Origin of the sequence: Mycobacterium vicinigordonae, assembly GCF_013466425.1 — a bacterium.
Lineage (GTDB): Bacteria > Actinomycetota > Actinomycetes > Mycobacteriales > Mycobacteriaceae > Mycobacterium > Mycobacterium vicinigordonae.
Genome location: NZ_CP059165.1, coordinates 4,225,936 through 4,251,015 on the forward strand (window position 1 = coordinate 4,225,936; position 25,080 = coordinate 4,251,015).

The 25,080-nt window shown below is 64.9% G+C and carries 22 protein-coding genes; 9 read left to right on the forward strand and 13 right to left on the reverse strand.

Annotated features, from left to right (window positions below; all coding sequences use genetic code 11):
• Positions 1 to 30: 30 nt before the first annotated feature.
• The 6 genes from H0P51_RS18910 to H0P51_RS29005 all read left to right on the forward strand — a co-directional run bounded on the left by H0P51_RS18910 (position 31) and on the right by H0P51_RS29005 (position 8,472).
• A complete protein-coding gene (locus tag H0P51_RS18910) occupies positions 31 to 1,128 on the forward strand; it encodes a Gfo/Idh/MocA family protein (protein WP_246398080.1) in 1,098 nt (365 codons plus the stop codon).
• Positions 1,125 to 2,117, forward strand: coding sequence for a Gfo/Idh/MocA family protein (locus H0P51_RS18915; RefSeq protein WP_180914424.1), 993 nt, complete (start codon positions 1,125 to 1,127; stop codon positions 2,115 to 2,117). The genes H0P51_RS18910 and H0P51_RS18915 overlap by 4 nt, the downstream gene beginning before the upstream one ends.
• Positions 2,118 to 2,187: 70 nt before the next feature.
• On the forward strand, positions 2,188 to 3,246 hold the full coding sequence (locus tag H0P51_RS18920) for an NAD(P)H-dependent amine dehydrogenase family protein (protein WP_180914426.1): 1,059 nt from the start codon (positions 2,188 to 2,190) through the stop codon (positions 3,244 to 3,246).
• A 180-nt stretch (positions 3,247 to 3,426) separates the two neighbouring features.
• Entirely contained in the window at positions 3,427 to 3,882 is a 456-nt protein-coding gene (locus H0P51_RS18925; protein ID WP_281374058.1) for an MmpS family transport accessory protein, read from the forward strand.
• The gene (locus tag H0P51_RS18930; protein WP_180914428.1) at positions 3,879 to 6,785 is read left to right on the forward strand and encodes an MMPL/RND family transporter; all 2,907 of its coding nucleotides are present in this window, start codon (positions 3,879 to 3,881) and stop codon (positions 6,783 to 6,785) included. The genes H0P51_RS18925 and H0P51_RS18930 overlap by 4 nt, the downstream gene beginning before the upstream one ends.
• A 163-nt stretch (positions 6,786 to 6,948) precedes the next feature.
• Positions 6,949 to 8,472 carry a PecA family PE domain-processing aspartic protease gene (locus tag H0P51_RS29005; protein WP_180914429.1) on the forward strand — a complete coding sequence of 508 codons (1,524 nt, stop codon included), beginning with the start codon at positions 6,949 to 6,951 and terminating at the stop codon, positions 8,470 to 8,472.
• A 7-nt stretch (positions 8,473 to 8,479) separates the two neighbouring features.
• Here H0P51_RS29005 and H0P51_RS18940 read toward each other — a convergent pair whose 3' ends face one another.
• The 6 genes from H0P51_RS18940 to H0P51_RS18965 all read right to left on the reverse strand — a co-directional run bounded on the left by H0P51_RS18940 (position 8,480) and on the right by H0P51_RS18965 (position 12,038).
• Positions 8,480 to 9,310, reverse strand: a complete 831-nt coding sequence (locus tag H0P51_RS18940; RefSeq protein WP_180914431.1) for a DegV family protein — start codon at positions 9,308 to 9,310, stop codon at positions 8,480 to 8,482.
• Positions 9,307 to 10,047, reverse strand: coding sequence for a diglucosylglycerate octanoyltransferase (gene octT, locus H0P51_RS18945; protein WP_180914433.1), 741 nt, complete (start codon positions 10,045 to 10,047; stop codon positions 9,307 to 9,309). Before octT ends, H0P51_RS18940 begins: the two co-directional genes overlap by 4 nt.
• Positions 10,034 to 10,705, reverse strand: coding sequence for a glucosyl-3-phosphoglycerate phosphatase (gene gpgP / locus H0P51_RS18950; RefSeq protein ID WP_180914435.1), 672 nt, complete (start codon positions 10,703 to 10,705; stop codon positions 10,034 to 10,036). Before gpgP ends, octT begins: the two co-directional genes overlap by 14 nt.
• Positions 10,702 to 11,091: a ribosome silencing factor gene (gene rsfS / locus H0P51_RS18955; RefSeq protein ID WP_180914437.1), complete on the reverse strand. Its 390-nt coding sequence runs from the start codon at positions 11,089 to 11,091 to the stop codon at positions 10,702 to 10,704. The genes gpgP and rsfS overlap by 4 nt, the downstream gene beginning before the upstream one ends.
• Positions 11,088 to 11,684, reverse strand: a complete 597-nt coding sequence (nadD, locus tag H0P51_RS18960) for a nicotinate-nucleotide adenylyltransferase (protein ID WP_246398872.1) — start codon at positions 11,682 to 11,684, stop codon at positions 11,088 to 11,090. The genes rsfS and nadD overlap by 4 nt, the downstream gene beginning before the upstream one ends.
• 96 nt (positions 11,685 to 11,780) lie before the next feature.
• Positions 11,781 to 12,038, reverse strand: coding sequence for an alpha/beta fold hydrolase (locus H0P51_RS18965; RefSeq protein ID WP_180914440.1), 258 nt, complete (start codon positions 12,036 to 12,038; stop codon positions 11,781 to 11,783).
• Positions 12,039 to 12,193: 155 nt separating this feature from the next.
• Between H0P51_RS18965 and H0P51_RS18970 the strand changes: the two genes are divergently transcribed.
• On the forward strand, positions 12,194 to 13,186 hold the full coding sequence (locus tag H0P51_RS18970) for a class I SAM-dependent methyltransferase (protein ID WP_180914442.1): 993 nt from the start codon (positions 12,194 to 12,196) through the stop codon (positions 13,184 to 13,186).
• 12 nt (positions 13,187 to 13,198) lie between these two features.
• On the opposite strand, the gene H0P51_RS18975 is transcribed toward H0P51_RS18970, so the two are convergent.
• Entirely contained in the window at positions 13,199 to 13,633 is a 435-nt protein-coding gene (locus H0P51_RS18975) for a MarR family winged helix-turn-helix transcriptional regulator (RefSeq protein ID WP_180914444.1), read from the reverse strand.
• An 88-nt stretch (positions 13,634 to 13,721) separates the two neighbouring features.
• Between H0P51_RS18975 and H0P51_RS18980 the strand changes: the two genes are divergently transcribed.
• A complete protein-coding gene (locus H0P51_RS18980) occupies positions 13,722 to 14,654 on the forward strand; it encodes a quinone oxidoreductase family protein (RefSeq protein WP_180914446.1) in 933 nt (310 codons plus the stop codon).
• Positions 14,655 to 14,661: 7 nt separating this feature from the next.
• Here the strand turns inward: H0P51_RS18980 and H0P51_RS18985 are convergent, their stop codons facing one another.
• From H0P51_RS18985 to H0P51_RS19005, 5 genes are read right to left on the reverse strand one after another with little or no spacing between them, the layout of a single operon-like run.
• Positions 14,662 to 16,104, reverse strand: coding sequence for a vWA domain-containing protein (locus H0P51_RS18985; RefSeq protein ID WP_180914448.1), 1,443 nt, complete (start codon positions 16,102 to 16,104; stop codon positions 14,662 to 14,664).
• Between the two features lie 18 nt (positions 16,105 to 16,122).
• Positions 16,123 to 16,998, reverse strand: coding sequence for an AAA family ATPase (locus H0P51_RS18990; RefSeq protein ID WP_180914450.1), 876 nt, complete (start codon positions 16,996 to 16,998; stop codon positions 16,123 to 16,125).
• A 27-nt stretch (positions 16,999 to 17,025) separates the two neighbouring features.
• Positions 17,026 to 18,273 carry a glutamate-5-semialdehyde dehydrogenase gene (locus H0P51_RS18995; RefSeq protein ID WP_180914452.1) on the reverse strand — a complete coding sequence of 416 codons (1,248 nt, stop codon included), beginning with the start codon at positions 18,271 to 18,273 and terminating at the stop codon, positions 17,026 to 17,028.
• Positions 18,274 to 18,333: 60 nt separating this feature from the next.
• On the reverse strand, positions 18,334 to 19,737 hold the full coding sequence (locus H0P51_RS19000; RefSeq protein ID WP_180914454.1) for a mechanosensitive ion channel family protein: 1,404 nt from the start codon (positions 19,735 to 19,737) through the stop codon (positions 18,334 to 18,336).
• The gene (locus tag H0P51_RS19005; protein ID WP_180914456.1) at positions 19,737 to 21,923 is read right to left on the reverse strand and encodes an adenylate/guanylate cyclase domain-containing protein; all 2,187 of its coding nucleotides are present in this window, start codon (positions 21,921 to 21,923) and stop codon (positions 19,737 to 19,739) included. Before H0P51_RS19005 ends, H0P51_RS19000 begins: the two co-directional genes overlap by 1 nt.
• Positions 21,924 to 22,086: 163 nt before the next feature.
• Here H0P51_RS19005 and H0P51_RS19010 point away from each other — a divergent pair, with 163 nt between their 5' ends.
• Positions 22,087 to 22,947: a PfkB family carbohydrate kinase gene (locus H0P51_RS19010; protein WP_180914458.1), complete on the forward strand. Its 861-nt coding sequence runs from the start codon at positions 22,087 to 22,089 to the stop codon at positions 22,945 to 22,947.
• Positions 22,948 to 23,020: 73 nt separating this feature from the next.
• On the opposite strand, the gene H0P51_RS19015 is transcribed toward H0P51_RS19010, so the two are convergent.
• Positions 23,021 to 25,063: an NAD(+) synthase gene (locus H0P51_RS19015; protein WP_180914460.1), complete on the reverse strand. Its 2,043-nt coding sequence runs from the start codon at positions 25,061 to 25,063 to the stop codon at positions 23,021 to 23,023.
• Positions 25,064 to 25,080: the final 17 nt, after the last annotated feature.

Below are 25,080 nucleotides of genomic sequence, written 5' to 3' on the forward strand. Positions count from 1 at the left end.
CCCTCGCCCCGTACGGAAAAGAGATTGCGGTTGAGCCAGCCACGTCAGCCACGCAGCGCGATCATCGGCACCGGCATGGTCGGCTCGGTGCACGCCCACGCCGTGCAGCGCGCAGGCGGCCAACTGGTTGCGGTCTGCGCCGCCTCCGCGCAAAGCAGCGAGCACTCCGCGCGACGCCTCGGCGCGCAACGGTGGGCCACCGCGGCAGAAATCTGCGCCGCTGATGACATCGACGTCGTTCACATTTGCACGCCAAATAATCTGCACGTCGAGCAGACCACTGCGGTGTTGGCGGCAGGCAAGCACGTCATCTGCGAAAAGCCTTTGGCCACAACGGTTGCCGAAGCCGAGATTTTGGTCCAAGCGGCTTCGAAGGCGCAGACGGTGGCGGCCGTTTCGTTCATCTACCGGTTCTATGCCATGGCGCGCGAAGCCCGCTGCCGGATCCAGGACTCGGCGGTGTGGTTAATGCACGGTGGCTACCTACAGGACCACATGGCCAAGGCCGACCCAGCTGGCTGGCGATCGGATCCGGCGCAAAGCGGTGTCAGCATGACGTTCGCCGACATCGGCTCGCACTGGTGCGATTTGGCGGAGTTCGTCACCGGCCACCGCATCACGAGCGTGTTCGCGACGGAAGCTGCGGCGCCGCGGTCGGGGGTCCGCCAGGATGACGGTGCCGTGGTCGCATTCCGCACCGACCGCGGAGCAATCGGAAGTGTGGTGGTCAGTCAGGCATCACCGGGGCGGAAGAACGAGTTGTTCTTCTCCTTCGACGGTCGTGAGACGGCGGTACGGTTCAATCAGGAACGCCCGGACGAACTGGTAGTTGGGGGCTTGCGTTCGACCACGGTGCTGGTGCGTGATGCGGATGCACTGGATCCCCGCAGTGCCCGCTACTCATTGCTGCCGCCCGGTCACCCACAGGGTTACCAGGACTGCTTCAACCTTTTCGTCGCCGATGTCTACGAAGCGGTCCGCACCGGCAACGCACCCGAAGGTTTGCCGGTGTTCGCCGACGGTTTGCGCGCGGCGACGATCCACGCCGCGGTAGCGGCATCGGTGTCCAGTGGAACCTGGACCGCCGTCGCCGAATCACCTGCCACGGCGCCGGGAAGCCGGCCATGAACGTCACCCCGGTGCGACTGGCTCTGATCGGCCTGGGCAATATGGGCACCGCACACCTGGAATACTTCCGCGATTTGCAACCTCAGGCGCGGATCTGCGCGGTCGCCGACAGTCACGTTCCTTTTGCCGAGCGGGCTGCCGCCAAAGTGCCTGCCGCGGCCGTCTTTCACGATCCCCTGGAATGCGTTAACGACGCCGACGTAGACGCTGTAGTGGTCGCGACGGCCGACGAAACGCATCACGAGATCGTGCGCGCATGTATCGAGCGCGGCCTGTTCGTGCTCTGCGAAAAGCCTCTCACCACGACTGCGCAACAGTCGCGAGAGTTGGTCGAGGCAGAACGCGCCGCTGGCCGCCCGCTGGTGCAGGTGGGTCATATGCGCCGCTTCGACACCGACTATCTGGACCTGCATCGCAGGCTGCGGTCGGGCGAGGTCGGCGAGCCCGTGCTGATCAGCCAGCGACATCATAATCCGTTGGCGGTGATCAACTTTGACGAGACAGAGCTGATCACGAGTTCGGCTTCGCATGATATCGATGTGTTCCGCTGGCTGGGCGGCGAGGACGTCAGGGACGTGTCTGCACTAACCACGGCCAGCAGTGACGGGTCGACGGTGATCGTCGTTCTCACCTTGACCTCGCGGTCTGGTGTCGTCGGCGTCATGGAGCTTGGCCGTGGGCCGGGTCTGCGTTATGACATCGGTTGCGAACTCGTATGCAGTAGCGGCACGCTTGGCCTTCCGCACCCTGTGGACGATGCGTCCGCCAATAGCGTTGTCGCACAGTCAAAGCCGGGCGCCTGGATGGAGCGCTTCCAGCGTGCCTACCGGGATCAGGATGCCGCGTGGCTGGCCAGTGTGGCCGGGGGGTCGACCAACGGACCAACGGCCTACGACGGATATGCCACCAACGTCGTCATCGACGCGGCGCTGGCAGCGTTGTCCAGTGGGCGCACCCAGCCGGTGTCACTTGAAATCGACCGCGCTTAGGTGCACGCGGAGCCGGCCAATCTGATCGAACATAATTGGGTCCGTTCACACCGGCGCAAAGGAGCACCCGATGAGCACAACCCACCCTGACCGCCCGCTGCGAGTGATCCAGTGGACCACCGGCAATATCGGGCGCCGCTCACTGCACGCCATTATCGGGAGGGCCGATCTGGAATTGGTGGGCGTGTACGCGCACGGGTCTGACAAGGTCGGTGTGGACGCCGCCGAGCTTTCCGGGTGGCCCGAACCCACCGGCGTGCTCGCTACCAACGACATCGACGCGCTGATTGCGTTGGGTGCCGACGCGTGCTGTTATAACCCGTTGTGGCCCAACATCGATGAGTTGGTGCGGCTGCTGGAGTCCGGGGTCAACGTGTGCTCCAGCGCGGCCTGGATCACCGGTGGAAAGCAGAGCCCGCAGGACCGCGAGCGCATCGTCGAGGCTTGCGAGCGGGGTAATTCGACGATCTTCGGCAGCGGTGCACATCCCGGCATGACGAACATGGTCGGGATGGTGTTGTCGGCTTCCTGCGAGCGCGTCGACGAGATCCGTATTACCGAATCGGTGGACTGCTCCACCTACGAGTCGGCCGGGACCCAGACGGCGATGGGGTTCTCGCAGGATCCGGCGACGCCCGGGTTGGCCGAAAGTGTGCGGCGCGAAAGCGAGGTGTTCGCCGAGTCGGCTGCGATGATGGCGGACGCGATCGGTGCCCGCCTGGACCGAATGACCTTTGACGTCACCTTCACCGCGGCCACCGGCGACACCGATCTGGGCTTCATGACGATCCCGGCGGGGACCGTCGGCGGCGTCTACGGCTACCACCGCGGTTGGGAGGGTGATCGCAACGTCGTCAGTGTTGGATTCAACTGGACGATGGGCAATCACATCAATCCGCCCAAACCGCTCGAACACGGCCACGTGATTCAGGTGTTCGGGCTGCCCAACATGCGCACCGTCCTGCACTGCCTGCCTCCCAAGGATTGGAAGGAGCCAGGGTTCATGGGCCTGGGGATGATCTATACCGCGATGCCGGTGACCAACGCGGTCCCAGCGGTGGTTGCTGCCAAACCCGGCATCGTGACCCTGGCCGATCTGCCGCCGATCACCGGTCGGGTGGCGCGTTAGGCGGGCTGTGCCGTTCGGCACAACCGAGCCACCCCGAGGAACGCTGGCGTCCACTAAGGGTTAACATACTTAGCCGAGCAAAGATTCTTGCCCGACAATTTCATGTCGGGCGGAAGCAAGCTCTGCGGCGGGTTGTTACAGGCAGGGTTGGTGCGCGAAAGGCGGTGGCAAGCGGTGGCGGTGCAGACTGGTTCACTCGCGGGGCGCGGTAGCCGCTTCTTGAAAAGAGCCTGGATACCCCTGGTCTTAGTGGTTGTCCTCGCCGTATCGGCCCTGGTGGTGTCCAGGCTGCACAAGATCTTCGGCTCACAGGACCTCAATGCCAATGCGGGCCAGGGTATCGAGATCGTCCAGTTCAACCCCAAAGTCGTGGTTTATGAGGTCTCCGGGACCCCCGGAGCCACCGCCAGCATCAACTACTGGGATGCCGACGCCAACACTCACCAAGTAGACGCGGCGCCGCTGCCGTGGTCGTTGACGATCTCGACGACACTGCCCTCCGTGAGCGCCAACATCATGGCGCAGACCGACGGCAGCCAAATCCACTGCCGCATCACCGTCGACGGTGTCGTGAGGGAAGAGAAGAGCTCCGATGGCGTCAACCCCCAGACCTTCTGCCTGGTGAAATCCGCATGAGCGACCACGAGAACGAGGCGACCGGCCCGATCCGGGTCCAGGAGCCCGCCCGCCCCGGCGAAGCTGCCCCGCGTGCCGAACGCCCGCACCGGCCCGTCATCCCGCACGCCATCCGCATCTTCGCCATACCGATCATCTTGGCCTGGGTGTTTATCACGGTGCTGGTGAACGTCGTCGTCCCGTCGCTGGAGGTCGTGGGTGAAGCCCACTCCGCGCCGATGACTCCGATGGATGCACCGTCGATGAAGGCGATGATGCTGCTGGGCCACAACTTCAAGGAGTTCGACTCCAACAGCACCATCATGATCGTGCTGGAGAGCGGCCAGCCGCTGGGCGATCCGGCGCACCACTACTACGACAACCTGATTCGCCAGCTGCGCGAACAACCCAACCACGTCCAGCACATCCAGGACTTCTGGGGTGACCGGCTGACCGCCGCCGGAGCCCAGAGCGCCGACGCCAAGGGCGCCTACGTGATGTTGAACCTAGCCGGCAACCAGGGCACCACCGAGGCCAACGATTCGGTCGAGGCGGTCCGCAAGGTCATCGACAAGAACCCGCCACCGGCCGGGCTGAAGGTCTACGTCACCGGCCCCGCCGCGCTCAGCGATGACATGCACGTCATCGGCAACGCCAGCCTGGCCAAAATCACCCTATTCACGCTGGGTGCGATCGCCATCATGTTGCTGCTGGTCTATCGATCGATCGTGACCACACTCGTGCAGTTGTTCATGACTTTCGTCGCGCTGGCGTCCGCGCGAGGAATCGTCGCGGTGCTGGCGTACAACAACGCCTTCGGGCTGACCACGTTCGCCGCCAACATCCTGACCATGTTGGCAATCGCCGCGGGAACTGACTACGGCATCTTCCTGGTCGGTCGATATCAGGAGGCACTGCGCGCCGGTGAGGACCGAGAAACGGCCTACTACACGACCTTTCGCGGGGTCACGCCTGTTGTGCTGGGCTCGGGCCTGACCATCGCCGGGGCGACGTACTGCCTGAGCTTTGCGCGGCTGCCCTGGTTCAACACCATGGGTGCGCCGGTCGCGATCGGCATGCTGGTCGTGGTGCTGGCCGGGGTCACCTTGGGCCCCGCGGTGGTGTTCGTGGGTAGCAAGCTGCACCTGTTCGAATCCAAGCGTGCGGCCAAGCAGGGTCGGTTGTGGCGACGGGTCGGTACCGCCGTAGTGCGTTGGCCTGCACCGATTCTGGCGGTCAGCGCCGCGGTTGTGTTGGTCGGCATGGTGGCGCTGCCGAGCTTTAAGACGAGCTACAACGACCGCTATTACCTGCCGACTTCCGCGCCGTCGAACCAGGGCCAGGAAGCTGCCGATCGGCACTTCTCCCAGGCGCGGATGAACCCGGACATGCTAATGGTCGAGGCTAACCACGACATGCGGAACCCGGCTGACATGCTGGTGCTCGACCGGGTCGCCAAGAACGTGATGCGCACGGTCGGCATCGCGATGGTGCAGGACATCACCAGACCGTTAGGCATCCCAATCCAGCACAGCTCCATACCATTTCAGAACAGCATGCAAAGCCAGACCACTATGCAGAACATGGCTTTCCTGCAGGACCGGATGGCCGACATCACCAAGATGGCCGACGAGATGCAATTCATGATCGAGACCATGGAGCGGATGTACACGGTGACGCAGCATCTGGCCAGCGCCGCCGATGACAGCGCCAAGACTACGGCGGAAACCGCCGAGATAACCAATAGATTGCGCGACCACATCGCCGATTTCGACGACTTCTGGCGACCCATTCGTGCCTACTTCTACTGGGAAAAGCACTGTTTCGACATCCCGATCTGCTGGTCGCTGCGGTCGCTGTTCGAGTCGCTAGACGGTTTCGACCAGCTGGCCGGCCAATTCGACTTGCTTACCAAGGACATTCAGCGCACCGCAGATGCGACGCATGAAATGTTGCCGTTGATCCCGCCGATGATTGCGACGATGAAAACCACCAAGGCGCTGACGCTCACGATGCAGTCGACGTTCAAGGCGATGCTGGATCAGATGAAAGCGTTGAGCGACACCGCCATCGTGATGGGGCAGAGTTTCGACGCTTCCAAGAACGACGACATGTTCTATCTACCGCCCGAAGCGTTCGACAACCCGGACTTCCAGACCGGTCTGAGGATGTTCCTGTCGCCAGACGGCAAGTCAGCGCGTTTCTTCATCACCCATCAAGGTGATCCGATGACGCCGGAAGGCATTTCGCGTGTCGAAACCGAACGCACGGCCGCACAGGAGGGCTTGAAGCAGTCGTCGCTGGCCGACGCGAAGGTATATCTGGGTGGCACCGCCGCGACCTTCAAGGACATGCACGACGGCGCCAAGTACGACCTGATGATCGCGGTGGTGTCCGCGCTAACGCTGATCTTCATGATCATGCTGCTACTCACTCGCAGCGTGGTCGCCGCACTGGTGATCGTGGGGACCGCAGCCAGTTCGATCGCGGCGTCGTTCGGGCTGTCGGTGCTGATCTGGCAGGACCTGTTCGGCATCAGAATCCACTGGATCGTGATGGCGTTGTCGGTGATCATCCTGTTGGCCGTGGGTTCGGACTACAACCTGCTGTTGGTATCGCGGTTCAAGGAGGAGATCCACGCCGGACTGAAAACCGGGATCATCCGGTCGATGGCCGGAACAGGTGGCGTGGTGACCGCGGCAGGGTTAGTGTTCGCGTTCACCATGGCGTCCATGCTGGGCAGTGATCTGCGCGTGTTGGGCCAGTTCGGGTCGACGGTGTGTATCGGTCTGTTGCTTGACACGCTGATCGTGCGCACGCTGCTGATGCCGTCAATCGCGACGCTGCTCGGGCGCTGGTTCTGGTGGCCGAAGCTGGTGCATCCGCGCGGCGACAACGCCCGGCGGACCTTCGCGCGCACCTAGCCTAGGAGCCGCGGGGCGCCAAGGGCAGACCGGTGAGCGGTGAAAACGCAAAGGATCCGTAGCAGAATCACGTTCGGCGCGAGTAATGCGCGAAATCTGCAACCAAGCGTGGGCTCGACTGTAGGGTCTTCACCACACAGTCACCGATGCTCAGGAGGCTACCGTGTCCGCGCTGCTGGTTACTCCTGACTTGTTGTCAACGGCGACAACAGAATTGGCGAACATCGGCACCACCGTCCACCTGTCTAATACCTCGGCCTTCGTCGGCACGACTGGGCTGGCGGCCGCGAGCGCCGATGAAATCTCGGTGGCGTTGGCTTCGATGTTCACCGAGTACGGCCAGCAGTACCAGGCGTTGGCTCAGCAGTTCGCGGCCTCCTACGAACAATTCCTGCCCAGACTGCTCGAGGCCGCGCAGGCTTATGCGGCCGCCGAAACCGCCATCGTCAACCACCTTGCCTCCAGCGCATCGCACCTCATCAACGATCCTGTCCTCGAGGTGACCGGGCGTCCGCTGTTCGGCGACGGCGCCAATGGCTACACCAATGCCCAAGGCGTGGGAACCACCGGTGGGGCCGGCGGTTGGCTGTACGGCACGGGCGGAGCCGGGGGCACCAGCACCGCCTACGGAGTCGCCGGGGGCGCCGGGGGCGCCGGCGGTGTGTTGTGCGGCAATGGCGGCATCGGCGGTAGCAGCCTGTACGGCGGCATGCCCGGCGGACCCGGGGGCTCGGCGGGCCTGATCGGCATCGGCGGCACCGGCGGGGCCAGCGGACCCGGCGGCATCGGCGGCCCCGGTGGTCGAGGCGGCCTCTTGGGAATGCCCGGCACCGCAGGGGTCAGCACCGCCTTGGGGCCCAACCAGACGCTGATCCATCCGGGCCAGTACGGCAGCCCGATACTGAATATCTCGGTCGGCGGCGGGCCGAGCTTGCCGGTCACCGTCGATTCAGGCGCCTCCGGTCTGGTGGTGCCCCCGCAATACGTCGACTTTGCGACTCTCGGCGCGCCGACCGGCACGGGCAGCGTCAGTTACGGCGGCGCCGTCGTCGTCAACTACAAGACCTATCTGACCACGCTGAACTTCGGTAATGGAATCGTCAGCCAGCCAACCACAATCGGCGTGGCCACCGATGCTCACTACAGCACGGGACAGTCGATCCCCCTTTCGTCGCTGACCGCCTACCTGGGGGTGGGTCCGAACAACGACTATCCGTTCCCCGCCCCGGTGACCGCGGCGCTGCCGGGAACAATGAGCGATGGTGTGCTGATCAATCTGCCACGCGGCCTACTGCAGTTCGGGCCCAACCCGCTGCCACCGATCCTCGATATAAACGGGTCTCCGAGAACCGTTGTGCAAGTGCAGATCAACAACGGAATGCCGCAGACCGTCGGGACCTTTTTTGACTCCGGTGGGGAGCTGGGTGCTGTCCCTCAATCGTTGGTGCCTGGTCTCGCGATCGGCAACCACCTGCCCGCGGGCACGGTCATTACCGTGACCACGATCAACGGTGTGCCGCTCTACACGCAAACGGTGACCGCGACCCAGACTCCATTTGTTGTCGGGTCGGCCACGGCGAACAACTACTACGTATTCAACACGGGGTCGTACCCATTCTCGCAGTTGCCCGTCTACATCTGGAACAACGACCCGGTAGGTACGACGATCATCGACCAGCAGATCTGACACTGCGCTACTCGGCCAGTTGCGCACACACCGCCAGCGCCCCGGCACCGACATGCACCGCCAGCACCGGACCCAGCGGCGTCACGAGTGCCGGCTGCGCGGCCGGCAACCGGTCGGCCAGCATGGCGGCCACCTCGGCCGCACCGTCCGGGTTTGCGACGTGGTGCACCGCCACCTCGGCAGGGTACTCCCCCACTACCTCGCAGACTTGGTCGACCATCGCGGTGACGGCGCCTTTCGCGGTCCTGATCCGTTGGGCGAGAACGAGCTTGCCGTCATCGACGTGCAACAGCGGTTTCAGTGCCAGGGCCGTGCCCAACCACGCCTTGGCGCCGCCGATTCGACCGCTGCGACGCAAATTGTCCAGCCGCTGCACGATCATGTAGGCATGGGTGCGGTGTACTGCGGCAGCGGCAGCAGCCGCAACGGCATCCAGATCTGCCCCCGCCGCCGCTGCCCGCGCCGCGGCCAGTACCGTGAAGCCCGACCCCATCGCTGTCGACTTAGAATCGACAACCTTTACCGCGGAACCGAACTCAGCGGCGGTGAGTTCTGCGGCGCGACAGGTTCCGGACAGCTCCGAGGAGATGTGCACCGCCACCACACCATCGCCGCCGCTGTCCGCCAGCGCCTGCCGGTAAGCAGCACACAGCTCAGCCGGGGTAGCCGCCGCCGTGGTGGCGTGGCGCTTATGGATGTCGTCGGAAATCTCATCGACGCCGTCACGCAGATCGGCGTTGTCCAACAGAATGTGCAGCGGCACTTCACGTATCGCCCACTTGTCGCGCAACTCCGCCGGCAGGCGCGCCGCGCTGTCGGTGACGAGGATGACAGTCACTTGCGCCGCTCCGGCACCCCGGCTTCGTCCAGCGCCTTGAGCATCAGTTCCGCGACTGCTCGGTGTGCCTGGAAATTCCAGTGGATGCCGTCGGGATTGCCGCGGCCGCTCAAGATCTCGTCGGCGACCGCGGCCTTGAGGTCGACCAGCGGAATGTCGTGCTGCTGCGCCCATTCGGTGATCGCGGCAACAGTTCCGGCCCGGCCATGGTGCGCATTGCCGTAAGTCTCGGCGATGTGCACCGACGGCAGCGACGCCACCATCGGGATACCCGGACGGTTGAAATCGATTGCACCACGGGTCTGTTCGAGGTAATCCACCGTCAAGTGCGGTGGCAGCGCGGGCCGGGCGACCGGCGACAGCCGAGGCTGCAGCCAGCCGTAACCGTCGCGCACCCAGCGCCGCAGCCAAGGCGGGCGGACATAGCGGATGAGTTCGCGCAACGCGGTCGGCAGCACCGAAGGCAGCGAATCCATGCCGCTGGTGGCGAATATCACCGCACCCGCCTTGGGCAGCGCCGCCCAGGCCCTCGGGTCCTGAGTTGCCGCCCACCATACGTCCCGGCACGTCCAACCGATGCGGCCGATCAGCTCGACATCCCAACCCAGTTGGGCACCAACAATATTGGGCCAAATGCGGGTGTCGTCGGCGGGCAGTCCGCCAGTGGGCCCGTAGTAGGACAACGAGTCTGCGAAGATCAGCAGCGTCGGCCTGGAATGGGGATCAGAGGACGTCATTGGACACCTGCGCCGAAGCATTCCACACGTCAAGCCGCCAGCGGATCGCTTCGAAGTCCGCGGTGTCGCCTGCGTGGCCGCTCAACTGCACCCAGCTGCAGTTCCCCATACCACCCAGGATGGGCCAGCTGGCCACCGGCAGTCCCAGCAGCGCGGCCGATAGCGCGGCAATCAGCCCGCCGTGGGCGACCAGCACGACCGGTCGATCCGGTTGGTCAGCGTCACCCCAGTCCGGCTCATCGGCAACCAGTTCGGCCACCACCGGCACGCTTCGCTGCGCCACGTCGACCCTGCTCTCGCCCCCGTGCGGGGCCCAGGTGGCGTCCTCCCGCCAGGCCAGCCGCGCACCCGGGACGTCCGCGTCGATTTGCGTGTGGGTCATGCCCTGCCAGTCGCCGAGGTGTGTCTCTCGCAGCCTGCGGTCCACGCGGACCGGTAGGCCGGTGCGCTCGCCCAATGTGACCGCGGTGTCGAAGGCGCGTCGCAGATCCGAGGACACGATCCGCAGCGGCTGCAGCTTGCCCAGCACCTCGGCGGCAGCGACCGCCTGAGCGCGGCCAAGTTCGCTTAGGTCGGTCTCCAGCTGGCCCTGCATCCTGCTGCCGAGGTTGTAATCGGTCTGCCCATGTCGCAGCATCACGAGCCGGCGCACGCTCATTCGGCGTCCGTCTCGGGCTCAGCGGCCGACTCCATGTTCACCGGAATTACCGGGCAGTCGCCCCACAACCGGTCCAGCGCATAGAAATTGCGATCGTCCTGGTGCTGGATGTGCACCACGATGTCGCGGTAGTCCAGCAGTGTCCAGCGGCCCTCGCGGGCCCCCTCCCGCCGGGCCGGCTTGTGACCGGCCCGGCGCATTTTCTCCTCGACCTCGTCGACAATCGCGTTGACCTGCCGTTCGTTGGAGGCCGACGCGATAACGAAGCAGTCGGTGATGACCAATTGCCCGGACACGTCGATGACCAGCACGTCGTCGGCCAGCTTCGCGGCCGCGGCGGTCGCGGCCACCGTCGCCATGTCGATCGCCTCTTGGTTGGCGCTCATGCGGCGGTCCCTGCCTTCCGGTAGAGCCGACGCTTGGAGACGTACTGGACGACGCCGTCGGGCATTAGGTACCACAGCGGCCGACGTTCCTCGGCACGTTGCCGGCAGTCGGTCGACGAGATCGCCAGCGCCGGAATCTCGAACAGCGTCAGCGTATCCGCGGCCAGCTCGCCGACGGCTTCGGTCACGTGGTCATGGTGCAGCTCGTAGCCCGGCCGGCTGACCCCGACGAAGCGCGCCAAGTCGAACAGCTCCTCCCAGCCGTGCCAGGACAGGATCGACGCCAGCGCGTCGGCGCCGGTGATGAAGTACAGCTCCGCGTCCGGGTTGAGGGTGTGCAGATCGCGCAGCGTGTCGCGGGTGTACGTCGGCCCGGCGCGGTCGATATCGACGCGGCTCACGGAGAACCGCGGGTTGGATGCGGTGGCGATCACCGTCATCAGGTACCGGTCCTCGGCGGCCGAAACCTGACGCTCTTTTTGCCACGGCTGTCCACTGGGCACGAAAACCACTTCGTCGAGCTCAAATTTGTGGGCCACTTCACTCGCGGCGACCAGGTGGCCGTAGTGGATGGGATCAAACGTGCCACCCATCACCCCCAGCCTGCGCAGCCGCTTTTGCATGGTTTGCCAGCTTACTGGAGCGGCGCCGGCGGTTCCGTCCAAGGACTCCCGCCAACCTGCTGGCGATCAGGGTCGCAGGAACTTCTTCAGCTCGGTGGTCACAACGTCCTGTTGGTCAATGAAGATCAGGTGATTCGCGTCATCGCCCAGGACCACCTCTGCGCCGGGCAGCTGCCGCTGGAACCTGTCCGCCGTCATTGCTCCGTCGTGCAATGTCTCCTCGCGTCCGATCAGCGCCAGAACGGGGGTGCCGTTCGTCGCCAGCCGGCCGATGTCACATTTGACCGGGCGAGGCTCGCGTAGCCCGCACCGAAAGGTCGACATGCCCAGATGCCCCACCTCCCTCGTTGCTGCAGTGCAATAAAGATCTAAGGCCTTTGCCCAATGCCGCGGCAATAGTGAGCTCGACCGTGTACAAGGAGTCTGTGGAAAACTCGACGACCAGCTCGCTAGACCAGACTCAACAGTGGAAAGACGCAATGACCCGGCGCTTCCTGAGCCGATCCGTGGTCACCGGCGAGATCTCGCTGCCAGCCGTGCCGAGCATGCTCGACGAGTACGTCAAGATGTGCAGCACCATCTTCGCCAGCGTCGGGCGCAAGTTCAACGACGAAGAACTCGCCCATCTGCGCAAGGTACTGCAGGAGCAGCTCGCCGAAGCCTTCTCGATTTCGCCGCGCTCCAACATCGTTATCTCCTACAACGCCCCCATCGGGCCAACCCTGCACTACCAGGTCAATGCCCGCTGGTTCACCGTCGCCGATTCCTACGCGAACTGGGTCGCCACCCGCGAACCTCCGCTGTTCGGTACCGAACCCGACGCGCGGGTGTGGGTTCTGGCGAACGAGGCCGCCGACCCCGCGACGTATCGGGTGCTCGACATCGGGGCCGGCACCGGTCGCAACGCACTTCCGCTGGCACGACGCGGGCACCCCGTCGACGTGGTGGAGCTGACCCCGAAGTTCGCTGAGATGATTCGGGCGGAGGCGCAGCGCGACGGTCTGGACGTGCGGGTCATCGTGCGCAACGTCTTCGAGACCACGGCCGACCTCCGTAAGGACTACCAGCTGATCCTGCTGTCGGAGGTGGTGTCCGATTTCCGGACCACCCAGCAGCTGCGAGGACTGTTCGAGCTGGCCACCCATTGCCTGGCCCCCGGGGGGCGGCTGGTGTTCAACGCGTTCCTGCCGCGGTTGGGCTACGAGATCGACGACGCCGCCCGCGAATTCGGGCAGCAGGCGTACACGGCGATGTTTTCGCGCCAGGAGGTATCGGATGCGTCGGCCGGTCTGCCGCTGGAACTGATCTCCGACGACTCGGTGTTCGACTACGAACAGGCCCATCTGCCGCCCGGTGCATGGCCACAGACCAGCTGGTACGCCGCGTGGGTCAGCGGTGCGGACGTGTTCCCGGTCGAGCGTGAGCAGATCCCAATCGAGATGCGCTGGCTGGTGTTCCGCAAGTCGCGCTGAGGTCGCTGGGTTTCACGAACCCAGCGATTTGGTCAGCAGCTCGGTGAGTCGCCTCTGCTCGCCGGCGCTCAACCTCCCCACCAGCGGCGCGATCCGCTCGCCGATCGCCCCGGTGATCTCGGGTACCAGGCGGTGGGCATGCCCGGTCAGCGTCACCCGTACCGCGCGACCGTCCAATTGGTCGGCTTTGCGTCGCACCAGGCCGCGCCCGACCGCGCGGTCCACGAGTCCGCTGACCGTCGAGCGCTCCAAACCGGTGTAGGCCGCTAGGTCCGCCATGGTGGGCTCACGATCACGAAGAATCCCCAGCACCCGTAGCTGCGTCAGCGAGATGTCGTGCGCGGCGGCTACCTCGGTAAGCACAGCCATCAACGTAAAAGACATCTGCACCAATGCATCTCGGAGGTCGTCCGGGGGCCCCGGATTGGTGCCGCGCTCACCGGTCATGTCCGGAACATACCGGAAATAGATCGTGTTGCCAACTAATTTAGTTCGCAATACCATCAATCTAGGAAACTAGAGAGATAGGTCGAACATGAAGGCTGCAGTTGTGCGTGCATTTGACGAACCGCCCCGCTACCAGGACTTCCCCGAACCGGACGGCACTGGCACGGACGAGCTGGTGGTCGATGTTGTCGCCGCGGCACTGCACCCGCGAGTGCGGTCTCAGGCGAACGGTTCCCACTACACCAGCACCGGGGAACTGCCGATGGTGCCCGGGATCGACGGAGTGGTCCGCGATGCGACGGGCGCGCTGTACTACGCACTCGTCGAGGACACCAACCTGGGCACCATGGCCCAGCGCACGATCGTCGAAAAGAGTCGCACCGTGCCATTGCCCGCTGACACCGACGCAGCGGCCGTGGCTGCCGCCATCAACCCAGTGATGTCGTCCTGGGTCGCACTGCGGCGACGCATCCACTTCGAGCCCGGCTCGCGGGTGTTGATCCTGGGAGCTACCGGCAACGCCGGACGCATGGCGATACAGGTCGCAAAGCGCTTCGGCGCTGGGGAGGTTATCGGCGCAGGAAGAAACCCCCAGCGGCTGGCCGGCCTGCCAACGCTGGGTGCCGACCGCACACTCACCTTCGACCGGCTCGGCGAGGCAGGCGATGTCGATGTCGTCCTCGACTATGTCTGGGGCCCACCGAGTTCCGCCGGAATGGTCGACTTGCTCACCCACCGCAACAACCGGAACAAGAGACTCACCTGGATCGAAATCGGATCCATGGCGGGCGCGACGGCCGAGATCGCCTCCGCGGCGCTGCGATCCACCCGCCTGCAGATCGTCGGCAGCGGCATAGGGTCGGTCGCCCGGGCCGAGTTCGCCCATGAGATACCCGAAATCGCCGCGGCGGTGGTGGCCGGCGAATTCGACATCGACACCCAGACCGTCCCACTCAGCGAGGTCGAGGCCGCCTGGACCCGGCGACCATCGGACGACAGACGACTGGTGTTTGTACCCTGACCGACGGTCAGACCGGCAGCAGCTGGTCGACCACGCCGGCCAGCTGCTTGGCCGACCGGCACTCGTGCATGGTGATGATTTCCTCGTAGCGCGGCACCGCCGAATCACCGCTGCCCCAAAGGTGTCGGGGCTCCGGGTTGAGCCAGTGCGCGTGCCGGGCCGACTTCACCATGTCTTCCAGTACATCGACAGCCGGGTTGCGGTAGTTGGTGCGCCCGTCGCCCAGGATCAGCAGCGAGCTGCGCGGCGAGAGCACGCTCGGGTTCGCCTGCTGGAAAGTGACAAACGCGTTGCCGTAGTCCGAATGGCCGTCACGGGCGTACACGCCCGCTTCGCGGGTGATCCGCTGAATCGCCACGGCGAGGTCGGCTTCGGGGCCGAACATGTGCGTCACCTCGTCGGTGGTGTCGATGAAGGCGAAGACGCGCACGCGGGAAAACTGTTGGCGCAGCGCGTGGACCAGCAACAAAGTGAAGTGGCTGAATCCCGCCACCGAGCCGGACACGTCGCACAGCACCACCAGCTCCGGCCGCGCCGGGCGTGGCTTCTTGAGTACGACGTCGATCGGCACCCCGCCCGTGGACATCGACTTGCGCAATGTCTTGCGCAAGTCGATCGTTCCGGCCCGCGCGCGACGCCGACGGGCGGCAAGCCGGGTGGCGAGCGTGCGAGCCAGCGGTGCGACGACGCGGCGCATCTGGCGCAGCTGATCGCCCGAAGCGCGCAGGAATTCGACGTTCTCGGAAAGCTGTGGAATGCCGTACATCTGGACGTGCTCGCGGCCCAGCTGCTCGGCGGTGCGCCGCTTGGTCTCGGCATCGACCATCTTGCGTAGCTGCGTTATCTTCTGCGCAGCAAGCGCTTTGGCGATCTGTTCTTGACTCGGCGTGGGCTCGTCGCCGTACGGGGCGAGCAATCCAGCCAGTAGTTTGCCCTCCAGCTCGTCCAACGCCATCGCCTTGAGCGCCTGATACGACGAGAACGACGGACCCCGGCTGGAGTTGTACTTGCCGTAGGCCTCCACGATCCGCGCGATCATCTGCACCAGCCGCTGGTCCATGTCGGCCAGGTCAGGGTTGTCGTTGAGCAGATCGAGCAGCATCTGCCGCATCGCCTCGACGTCGTCGGGCGGGAGGGCACCGTCGCCCTCGCCACCCCCCTCGTCCGACACCGCGGAACGGGCCCCCAGGGCGGCGGGGAACCACAAGTCGAACATGGCGTCGTAAGTTTCACGATGATCGGGCCGTCGCAGTACCGCGCACGCCAGGCCGGCGCGCAGCACCTCGCGGTCGCCCAGGCCCAACGTGGCCATCACTCGGCCGGCATCCACCGTTTCCGACGGCCCTACCGAAATGCCACTCGCGCGAAGCGCTTCCACGAAGCCAACCAAATGACCCGGCAGTCCGTGCGGGGCGAGCGGACGGCTGGGTCGGAGGCGTCGGGTGGCCATCGTGTTCAAGCCCTTTCGTTAATTGAGCCTGAGCTCGCCGCTCGCGCGCTGCTGATCGGACTGATGCTTGAGAACCACACCCAAGGTGGCGGCGACAACGGAGTCATCGATGGTGTCCATTCCCAGAGCTAGCAGGGTGCGACCCCAGTCGATGGTCTCGGCGATGGATGGCACCTTCTTCAGCTGCATCCCGCGCAGCACGCCGATGATGCGCACCAGTTCCTCGGCGAGATGCTGGGGCAGTTCAGGGACCCGCGACAACAGGATGCGCCGTTCCAACTCTGGCGTCGGAAAGTCGATGTGCAGGAACAGGCAACGACGCTTGAGCGCCTCAGACAGCTCCCGGGTGGCATTCGAGGTCAGCACCACCAACGGCGTGCGGGTGGCAGTGATGGTGCCCAATTCGGGCACCGTCACCGCGAAATCGGACAGCACCTCCAGCAGTAGACCCTCGATCTCGATGTCGGCCTTGTCGGTTTCGTCGATCAGCAGCACGGTCGGGTCGGTGCGGCGAATCGCGGTCAGCAGCGGCCGCTGCAGCAGGAATTCCTCGCTGAATACGTCGTCTTTGGTGGCCTGCCAGTCCCCGGAACCGGCCTGGATGCGCAATATCTGCTTGGCGTGATTCCACTCGTAGAGGGCGCGCGCCTCATCGACGCCTTCATAGCACTGCAGCCTGACCAACCCCGAACCGGTGGCCTGGGCGATGGCGCGAGCCAGTTCGGTCTTGCCGACGCCTGCCGGTCCTTCGACCAGCAGCGGCTTACCGAGCCGGTCGGCCAGGAAAACCGCCGTCGCGGTAGGGGTGTCGGGCAGGTAGCCAGTCTCGGCCAAGCGTCGCGAGACGTCGGCGATGTCGGCGAACAGCGGCACAGGCCGCGCGGGAACGCTCATTGGATGGACACTCCTAGGGAGGGCCGGTCAGGCCGGTCGGGTGTGGCCGTCTCCCCAGACGATCCACTTGGTCGAGGTCAATTCCGGCAAGCCCATCGGACCGCGGGCGTGCAGCTTCTGCGTCGAGATGCCGATCTCAGCACCAAAGCCGAACTGCTCACCGTCGGTGAATGCCGTGGACGCGTTCACCATCACTGCGGCGGCATCGACCTGTTCGGTAAACTGTTGCGCCGCAGCGAGATTGGTGGTGACGATGGCTTCGGTGTGCCCGGTGCCGTACTCGTTGATGTGCGCGATCGCGCCGGCTACGCCGTCGACCACCGACACCGCGATGTCCATCGCCAGGTACTCGCGGCGCAGATCGTCCTCGCCCGCGTCGAGATGCACGGTGACGCCGGCGTTCTGCAGCGCCTCGAGCAGCCTCGGCATCGCCCGGGCAGCGATCGCGGAATCAACCAGCAAGGTCTCGGCGGCGTTGCAGACGCTGGGCCGGCGGGTCTTCGAGTTCAGCAGAATGCGTTCGGCGACGTCGAGGTCGGCCGCTTCGTGCACGTAGACGTGGCAGTTGCCGACCCCGGTCTCGATGGTTGGTATCTGCGCGTCGCGCACCACCGCCTCGATCAGACCGGCTCCCCCACGCGGAATAGCGACGTCGACCAGGCCGCGAGCCTGAATAAGGTGGGTAACGGTGGCCCGGTCGGCCGCCGAGAGCAGCTGCACAGCGTCGGCGGGCAACTCCTGAGAGACCAGGGCCCGGCGCAACACCGTGACCAAAGCCTCGTTGGACTTGGCCGCCGAAGAACTGCCTCGCAACAGCGCGGCGTTGCCGGACTTGAGGGTTAGGCCGAAGGCGTCCACGGTGACATTGGGACGGCCCTCGTAGATCATCCCGACCACACCCAGCGGAACTCGCTGCTGACGCAGCTGCAGCCCGTTGGGCAGGGTGGAGCCGCGCAGTACTTCGCCGACCGGGTCGGGCAGCCCGGCGACCTGGCGAAGCCCGGCGGCGATGCCATCGATGCGCTGCGGGTTGAGCGCCAGCCGATCGAGCATCGCGGCAGCCGTGTCGGCCGCGCGGGCCGTGTCCAGGTCCTCGGCATTGGCCGCCAGGATCGCCCCGGCACTGGCCAGGATCTCATCCGCGGCGGCGTGCAGCGCGCGGTCTTTGACGACGGTGGGCGTGCAGGCCAGCACACGGGCGGCGATCCGGGCGCGTCGGGCGGCGTCGTGCACCTCTTGGCGCAGGTCGGGCAGCGCAGGCGCTTGCAGACTCATTATCACAGGGTATCCGGCCTGCTCCGACGGGGCGCGCCCGCCCGTTGCCCCGATGGCGCTTTAGCCGACTCGCTCGCGACGCGTCACACGCCGGGCCGTGCTTTGCCGCTCATCGATGATCCGGCCCAGATCCTGCAGCAACATCGGTTTGTTCATCACTATCTTCTCCAGGTGCTCGCGTTCGATCTCCAGCGCGGTCACCTCGTCGAGCGCGTACGCGCCGGCGACGTTGGGCTGGCGAGTCAGCGCGGTGATCCCGAGGAACGAGCCCTGGTGCAGGGTGGTGACGGGGACGACGTCGCCAACCTCGTCGGTCACCGTCAGCCGGACTGCGCCGGCGACCAGAAATATCATCACCGTGGGAACCGTCCCGGCATACTGCACGATCTCGTCGGCGCCGTACCGCACGACCCTGGCGTACGGCGCCAACAATTGTTGATCGGCGAGGGTCAGCCGCAGTTCCGGCGCAACCACCGTACGCAGCGCCTTGCTGACGCGCTCGGGTGTAGAGAATTCGTCGTCGTCGCCGTCCAAGTGCAGTTCCTCGCGACGTGCGGCGTACCAGACCCAGCGTGCGAAGGTCGACTGCGTCGCACCTTCGTCGGCGGGCGAATTGACCCTGATCGTGGTCTTGTACTCGCCGCCGCCGAGCGCCACTGAGTTCGGCGCGGTACCCGGCTTGATTAACGGCAGCGCGCTGGCCACCAGGTTCAGCATCGCGCACACCTTGTCGGGCGGGTCCGACGTGGCGAACGTGGTGGTGATCGAGCACTTGTGCGGCCCGCTGGGGCGGCTGAGATTGGTGAACGCCGTGGTGGCCAGCATCGAGTTCGGCATGATCCGCAGCCCACTGCCGGTCTGAATGTGCACCGCCCGCCAGTTCACCTCGACGACTCGCCCCCGTGCCGTCTGCGTATCCAGCCAGTCGTTGATCCGGAAAGGCTGCTCGAACAGCATGAACAGCCCCGAGACGATCTGACCGACCGAGTTCTGCAGCATCAGCCCGATGACCACCGAGGTGATTCCGAGCGCGGTAAACACGCCACCGACGCGCACGCCCCAGACGAAGGACAGGATCACGGCCAGCCCGACACCGATCAGTGCGATGCGGCCGACGTCGAGGAAGATCGTCGGGACTCGCTTGCGCCAGCTGTCTTCAGGTGCTCCCTCGAACACGGTGGTGCTCAGCCCGGACAGCAACAGCACCAGTACCAGGAAGCCAAACAGCGTGGTCAGAATGCGCACCGGGGGGTCGTTGGCCGAGATCTCCGACGCCTTCACCAACAACAGCAACAGCGCACCGAGCGGCAAGAGCAAATTGCGCAGCACACCGACCTGACGGGCCAGCCGGTTGTTCCTGCGGACCAGGGCGTGGTGCACCTCGGTCAGCAGGATCAAGCCAACCGGGAATCCGACCGCGATGCCGATGGCCCAGTGAAACCACGACGAGTGCAATGCGTTCATCACCGCTCCGACAACCGATAGATCGCTTGCTCTTCGCCACCGACCAAGATGGTGCCGGTGGGCGTGAACTGCCGGGAGTCTCGCATCGCCTCGTACACTTGCGATGACACATAGATGCCGGGTTGCGGTGTGCCGCTGTGCATCTGGAAAGCCAAGCTGACAGCGCCACCCCACATGTCGAAGACCAAGCCGGATTGACCCACCAGACCGCTGATCACGTTGCCGGTGTTGACACCGACCCGCAGACCCAGGTCGTGCGGACTGCGGCTGTTGAAACGTTCGATGATCCGGCGCATTTCGAGAGCGAACTCGAGGCTACGATGCACGCTGTCCAGGCGCGGTGTGATAACCCCGCAACTGGCCAGATATCCGTTGTGGAAGGTGCGGATACGTTCCACTCCAAGGTTTTCTGCCGCCGAGTCGAATTGGCCGAACAGTTCGTCGACGATCCCGACCAACTCATTGCCCGGCAAGTAGTTGGAGATCTCGTCCAGCCCGATGATGTCGGCGAAGATGATCGCGACGTCCTGATGCTTTTGCGCGATGGTGGGCTCGCCTTCCCGGTATCGCTGGACGACCGATTCGGGCATCAGCGCCAGCAGCATCCGGTCGTTCTCCCTGCGCTGTTCGTTGAGCAGTTCCTCCTTGATCGCCAGATTGCGGCTCATTTCGTTGAAAGCTGCGGTGAGATCGCCGATTTCGTCGCGCGAGGTAACCGGGATGTTGACCTCGTAGTCGCCGGAGCTGATCTGCTGGGTGCCCTTTTCCAGACGCCGGACCGGGCGCACCGCCGCCTGCGCGACCAGCATCGAGATTACGCAGACGGCGAAGATCATCCCCGTGACCGTGATCGCCAGGGTCTTGCTGAACCTGCCGAGCCTGGCAAACGCGTCGGAGTCGTCCCGGGTCGCCAGGATCGACCAGTGCAGGTCCGAATTCGGGATGTTCAGCGGGGCGTAGGCTTCCAGTTCCCTGTTACCGGTGTAGTCGGTGCCGGCGACGACGCCGGTCTCCCCTCGTTGCGCTGCACGCAGACCGGCACTGGTCACAGGCTGCACGAGTGTGGTGCCACCGAGCTGGATGGCGCGGTCCGCGACGCTGGGAGCGGTGCCGGCCTCGATCGCCAGGCGCCGATATTCCTGCGGATCTTCCAGAAAAAGCCTTGAATCAGAACGCATCAGATCGTCGGCCCCGGCCAGGAACGTCTCGGTCGCCGCGCCCATTCCGGCGCCCTTCCAGTTCTTGTCGGCGGTCATGATGCTGTTGATCTTGGCGATGGGCACCGGCAGCGCCATCACTCCGTCGATCTTGCCGTTGAGGCCGATCGGGGACACCACCCAGGCCGTGGGCGCAGCCAACTGCGGCTGGTAGGGCTGAAAATCGGTGATCCAGACGAACTCGACATCGTTGGAACGCAACGCCTTCTGGTAGGCCTCGCGCAAATTCGATTCGCGATACGGTCCGGTGAGGACATTGGTGCCGAAGTCCGGCCCCTTCTTCACTGAGTAGACGACATTGCCATCCTGATCCAGCAGCAGCGCATCCTGATAGTCGAAACGGGTGACAATGTCGCGCATGTAGAAGTCGTAGCGGGCATTGGCCGCCGACCATGCGCTGCCGTCGCCGGCGTCGCTGACTGGTAACGCGTCGGGTTTGGTCGAGGCGGTGTAATGGGCCTGCAAGTACTTCTGGGCGCCGGAATTCGGCAGTACCGCGTTGAGATCGATTTCGTCGCCGGTGATCTTTTTGATCGGTTTGATGATTTGGTTCTGGTAGTAGTCGACGAGCGCCTGCTGTTGGGCGCCGCTGATGGTGGCGTTTGCCAGCTGACCGAATCCGGCGGTCATTGCGATCACGGCCTGGTCGACGCTGAACCCGCCACTGTAGACCACCAGCGAGTCCGTCACCTCCCGGAACAGCGCCTCCACCTGCCGCTTCTGCGACTGGCGCAACTCGATCAGCCGCTCGGACTCGACTTCACGCAGTGCACTGCGCCCCGAGAGCGCGCCGATCAGGCCGACGACAGCGACCGAAAGAATGCTCGAAAGCAGCAGTGCCACCAGGATCTTGGATTGAATGCTGACCCGAAAGCGTATCCCCGGCAGCCGGCGGCGAGCGCCCTTGTTGACCGGAGCTGGTTCAATGTCGCTTACCGGCTCCGACCTTGTTAGCTCAACCGATGTCAATCGGCTTCCCTTCTGCCACCGATTTGTAACGGGTCCCCGATCACGCTGCACGTTAGCTGGCCAGCCAGGCGTTGTCGGCGTTTACCGGAAAGTGACGCCGGGCTGTGTCCTTGCTTTCACCGAAAGGTGATGCCCGCCCGCCGGTGTCGTTAGCCTCGATGCCATGGCGAAGCGGGTGTCGGTCGTCGGCAGCGTGAATCTGGACCTGATGCTTCGGGTCGCGTCCCTGCCGTACCCGGGTCAGACGGTGCTCGCGTCAACGTCGTCGTATTCGCCTGGCGGCAAGGGGGCCAACCAGGCTGTCGCGGCCGCACGGGCGGGTGCACGCGTGCAGTTCGTCGGCGCTGTCGGTGACGACGCAGCCGCTGACCGGTTACGTGCCCACCTGTCGGCTAACGCTGTTGGGTTAGACCACCTGACCCGGGTGCCTGGCCCGAGCGGGTCAGCGGTCGTAGTGGTCGACGCCGGCGCCGAGAACCTGATCGTGGTCGTCCCGGGCGCCAACACCCATGTATCAGTTGGACACGCCGGTGCCTACGACTGCGATGTGCTGTTGACGCAATTAGAGATTCCGGTGCCGACGGCAGTTGCCGCGGCTCGCGAAGCGCGGTCCGCCGGGGCGATCGTGATGGTCAATGCCGCACCATCGAGCAAACACAGCGCAGTGGCCGAGCTGGCGGCGGTCACTGACGTGGTGATCGCTAACGAGGCTGAGGCGGCCGAATGGATTTGGCCGACAGAGCACTTCGTGACAACGCTGGGTAAACGTGGCGCCCGCTACACGGGTATCGACGGAGACTTTGTGGTGACAGCGCCGTCGGTGGCGGCGGTCGACAGTGCCGGTGCCGGTGATGTGTTCTCGGGCGTGTTGGCAGCGAATTGGCCACCAGAACCGGGAACCCCGGTTGAGCGGCTACAGGCTTTGCGACACGCCTGCGCCGCTGGCGCCTTGGCGACGCTGGTGCACGGTGCAGGTAACTGTGCGCCGGATGCCGAGGCGATCAAAGCCGCGCTATCGCCGTGAGTGAAACTTCCTGCGCTGCAGCACCAGAACGACTGCTCAAACTCGACAAAAACGAACCCGATTGACGCCGCTGTCAGTCTTCGGGCACCTGGCGCTCGATCTCGTCCAGCCAGATCCGCGCGGACATGTCTGAGGGAGCCCGCCAGTCTCCTCGGGGTGAAAGTGCGCCGCCATGAGAAACTTTCGGGCCGTTGGGCAACGCCGAGCGCTTAAACTGACTGAACGAGTAGAAACGCTGCACGAAAACCCGGAGCCAGTGCCGGATCTCGGACAGGGAGTAGACCGGCCGCTTGTCCTCGGGAAAGCCCGGCGGCCAGCTGCCACGCGCGGCATCGCTCCACGCGTACCAGGCCAGAAAGGCGATCTTGGATGGGCGGAAGCCGTGGCGCAGCACATAGAACAGTGAAAAGTCTTGCAGGGCATAGGGACCGACCTTGGCTTCGCTGCTCTGCAATTCCTCCTCCTCGCCGGTGGGAACCAGCTCGGGGGTGATCTCGGTCTCGAGCACCGACTGCAGGATCTCACCTACCTGTTCGTCGAACTCTCCGGAGGAGATGACCCAGCGAATCAGGTGCTGGATCAATGTCTTCGGTACTCCGCCGTTGACGTTGTAATGCGACATCTGGTCACCAACGCCGTAGGTCGACCAGCCCAGGCCCAGTTCGGAGAGGTCACCGGTGCCCAACACGATGCCGCCACGCTGGTTGGCCAACCGGAACAGGTAGTCGGTGCGCAAGCCGGCCTGAACGTTCTCGAACGTGACGTCGTAAACCTTCTCGCCGCGCGCGAACGGGTGCCCGATCTCGGCGAGCATCCCCTGGGCCGTCTTGCGGATGTCGATCTCCTCGAAGGTGACTCCCAACGCGCGCGACAACTTGACCGCATTATTCTTGGTGCGATCGCCGGTGGCAAAACCCGGCAACGTGAAGGCCAGAATGTCGCTGCGCGGCCGACCTTCCCGGTCCATCGCCCTGGCCGCGACGATCAGGGCGTGTGTCGAATCCAGACCGCCGGACACACCGATGACCACCTTCGGATAGTCCAGTGCCCGCAACCGCTGCTCGAGACCGGCCACCTGAATGTTGTACGCCTCATAGCAATCCTGTTGCAGCCGTTGCGGATCGGCAGGCACGAACGGGAAGCGTTCGACCATGCGCAGCAGGCCGATGTCGCCGTCGGGTGGGTCGAGCCGAAAGTCGATGCGGCGAAACGCGTCCGTTGCGGCGGCGTGGCGACGCCGGTTGTCGTCGAACGTTCCCATCCGCAATCGCTCCGAACGCAGCAATTCGGTGTCGACGTCGGCTACCGAGCGGCGCCCACCCTTGGGAAACCGTTCGGATTGGGCCAGCAGCGTACCGTTCTCCCAGATCATCGTCTGGCCGTCCCAGGCCAGATCCGTGGTCGATTCGCCCTCCCCTGCGGCCGCGTACACGTAGGCCGCCAGGCAGCGCGCCGACGCCGACCGCGCCAGCAGGGCGCGATCCTCGGCGCGGCCCACGGTGATCGGACTGCCCGATAGATTCGCCAACATCGTCGCACCGGCCAGAGCCGCCTCGGCGCTGGGCGGCACCGGGACGAACATGTCCTCGCAGATCTCCACATGCAGCACGAAACCGGGCAGGTCCGTCGCGGCGAACAACAAATCCGGCCCGAACGGAACGTCCAAACGTCCGACCCGAATGGTCCCACGTTCGTCGTCGCCGGCGGCGATCTGGCGGCGCTCGTAGAACTCCCGGTAGTTCGGCAGATAGGACTTGGGGACCACCCCGAGGACCGCGCCACGATGCACCACAACAGCGGTGTTGTAGATGCGGTGCCGATGCCGCAGCGGCGCACCGATCACCAGGACCGGCAGCAAATCAGCCGACTCGGCCACCAGATCGGCCAGCGCGCACTCGACAGCGTCGAGCAGGGCGTCGGAGAGCAGGATGTCTTCGATCGAGTAGCCGGACAGTGTTAGTTCGGGGAAGACCGCCAATCCGACGCCCTCGTCGTGGCATTCGCGGGCGACGCGCAGGACCGACGCGGCGTTGGCCGCCGGGTCGGCGATCGTGGTGTGGTGCGTGCACGCGGCGACGCGCATAAACCCATGCTGATAGGCCGAGTAGAAGTTCATCGCACCCCATTGTTGCG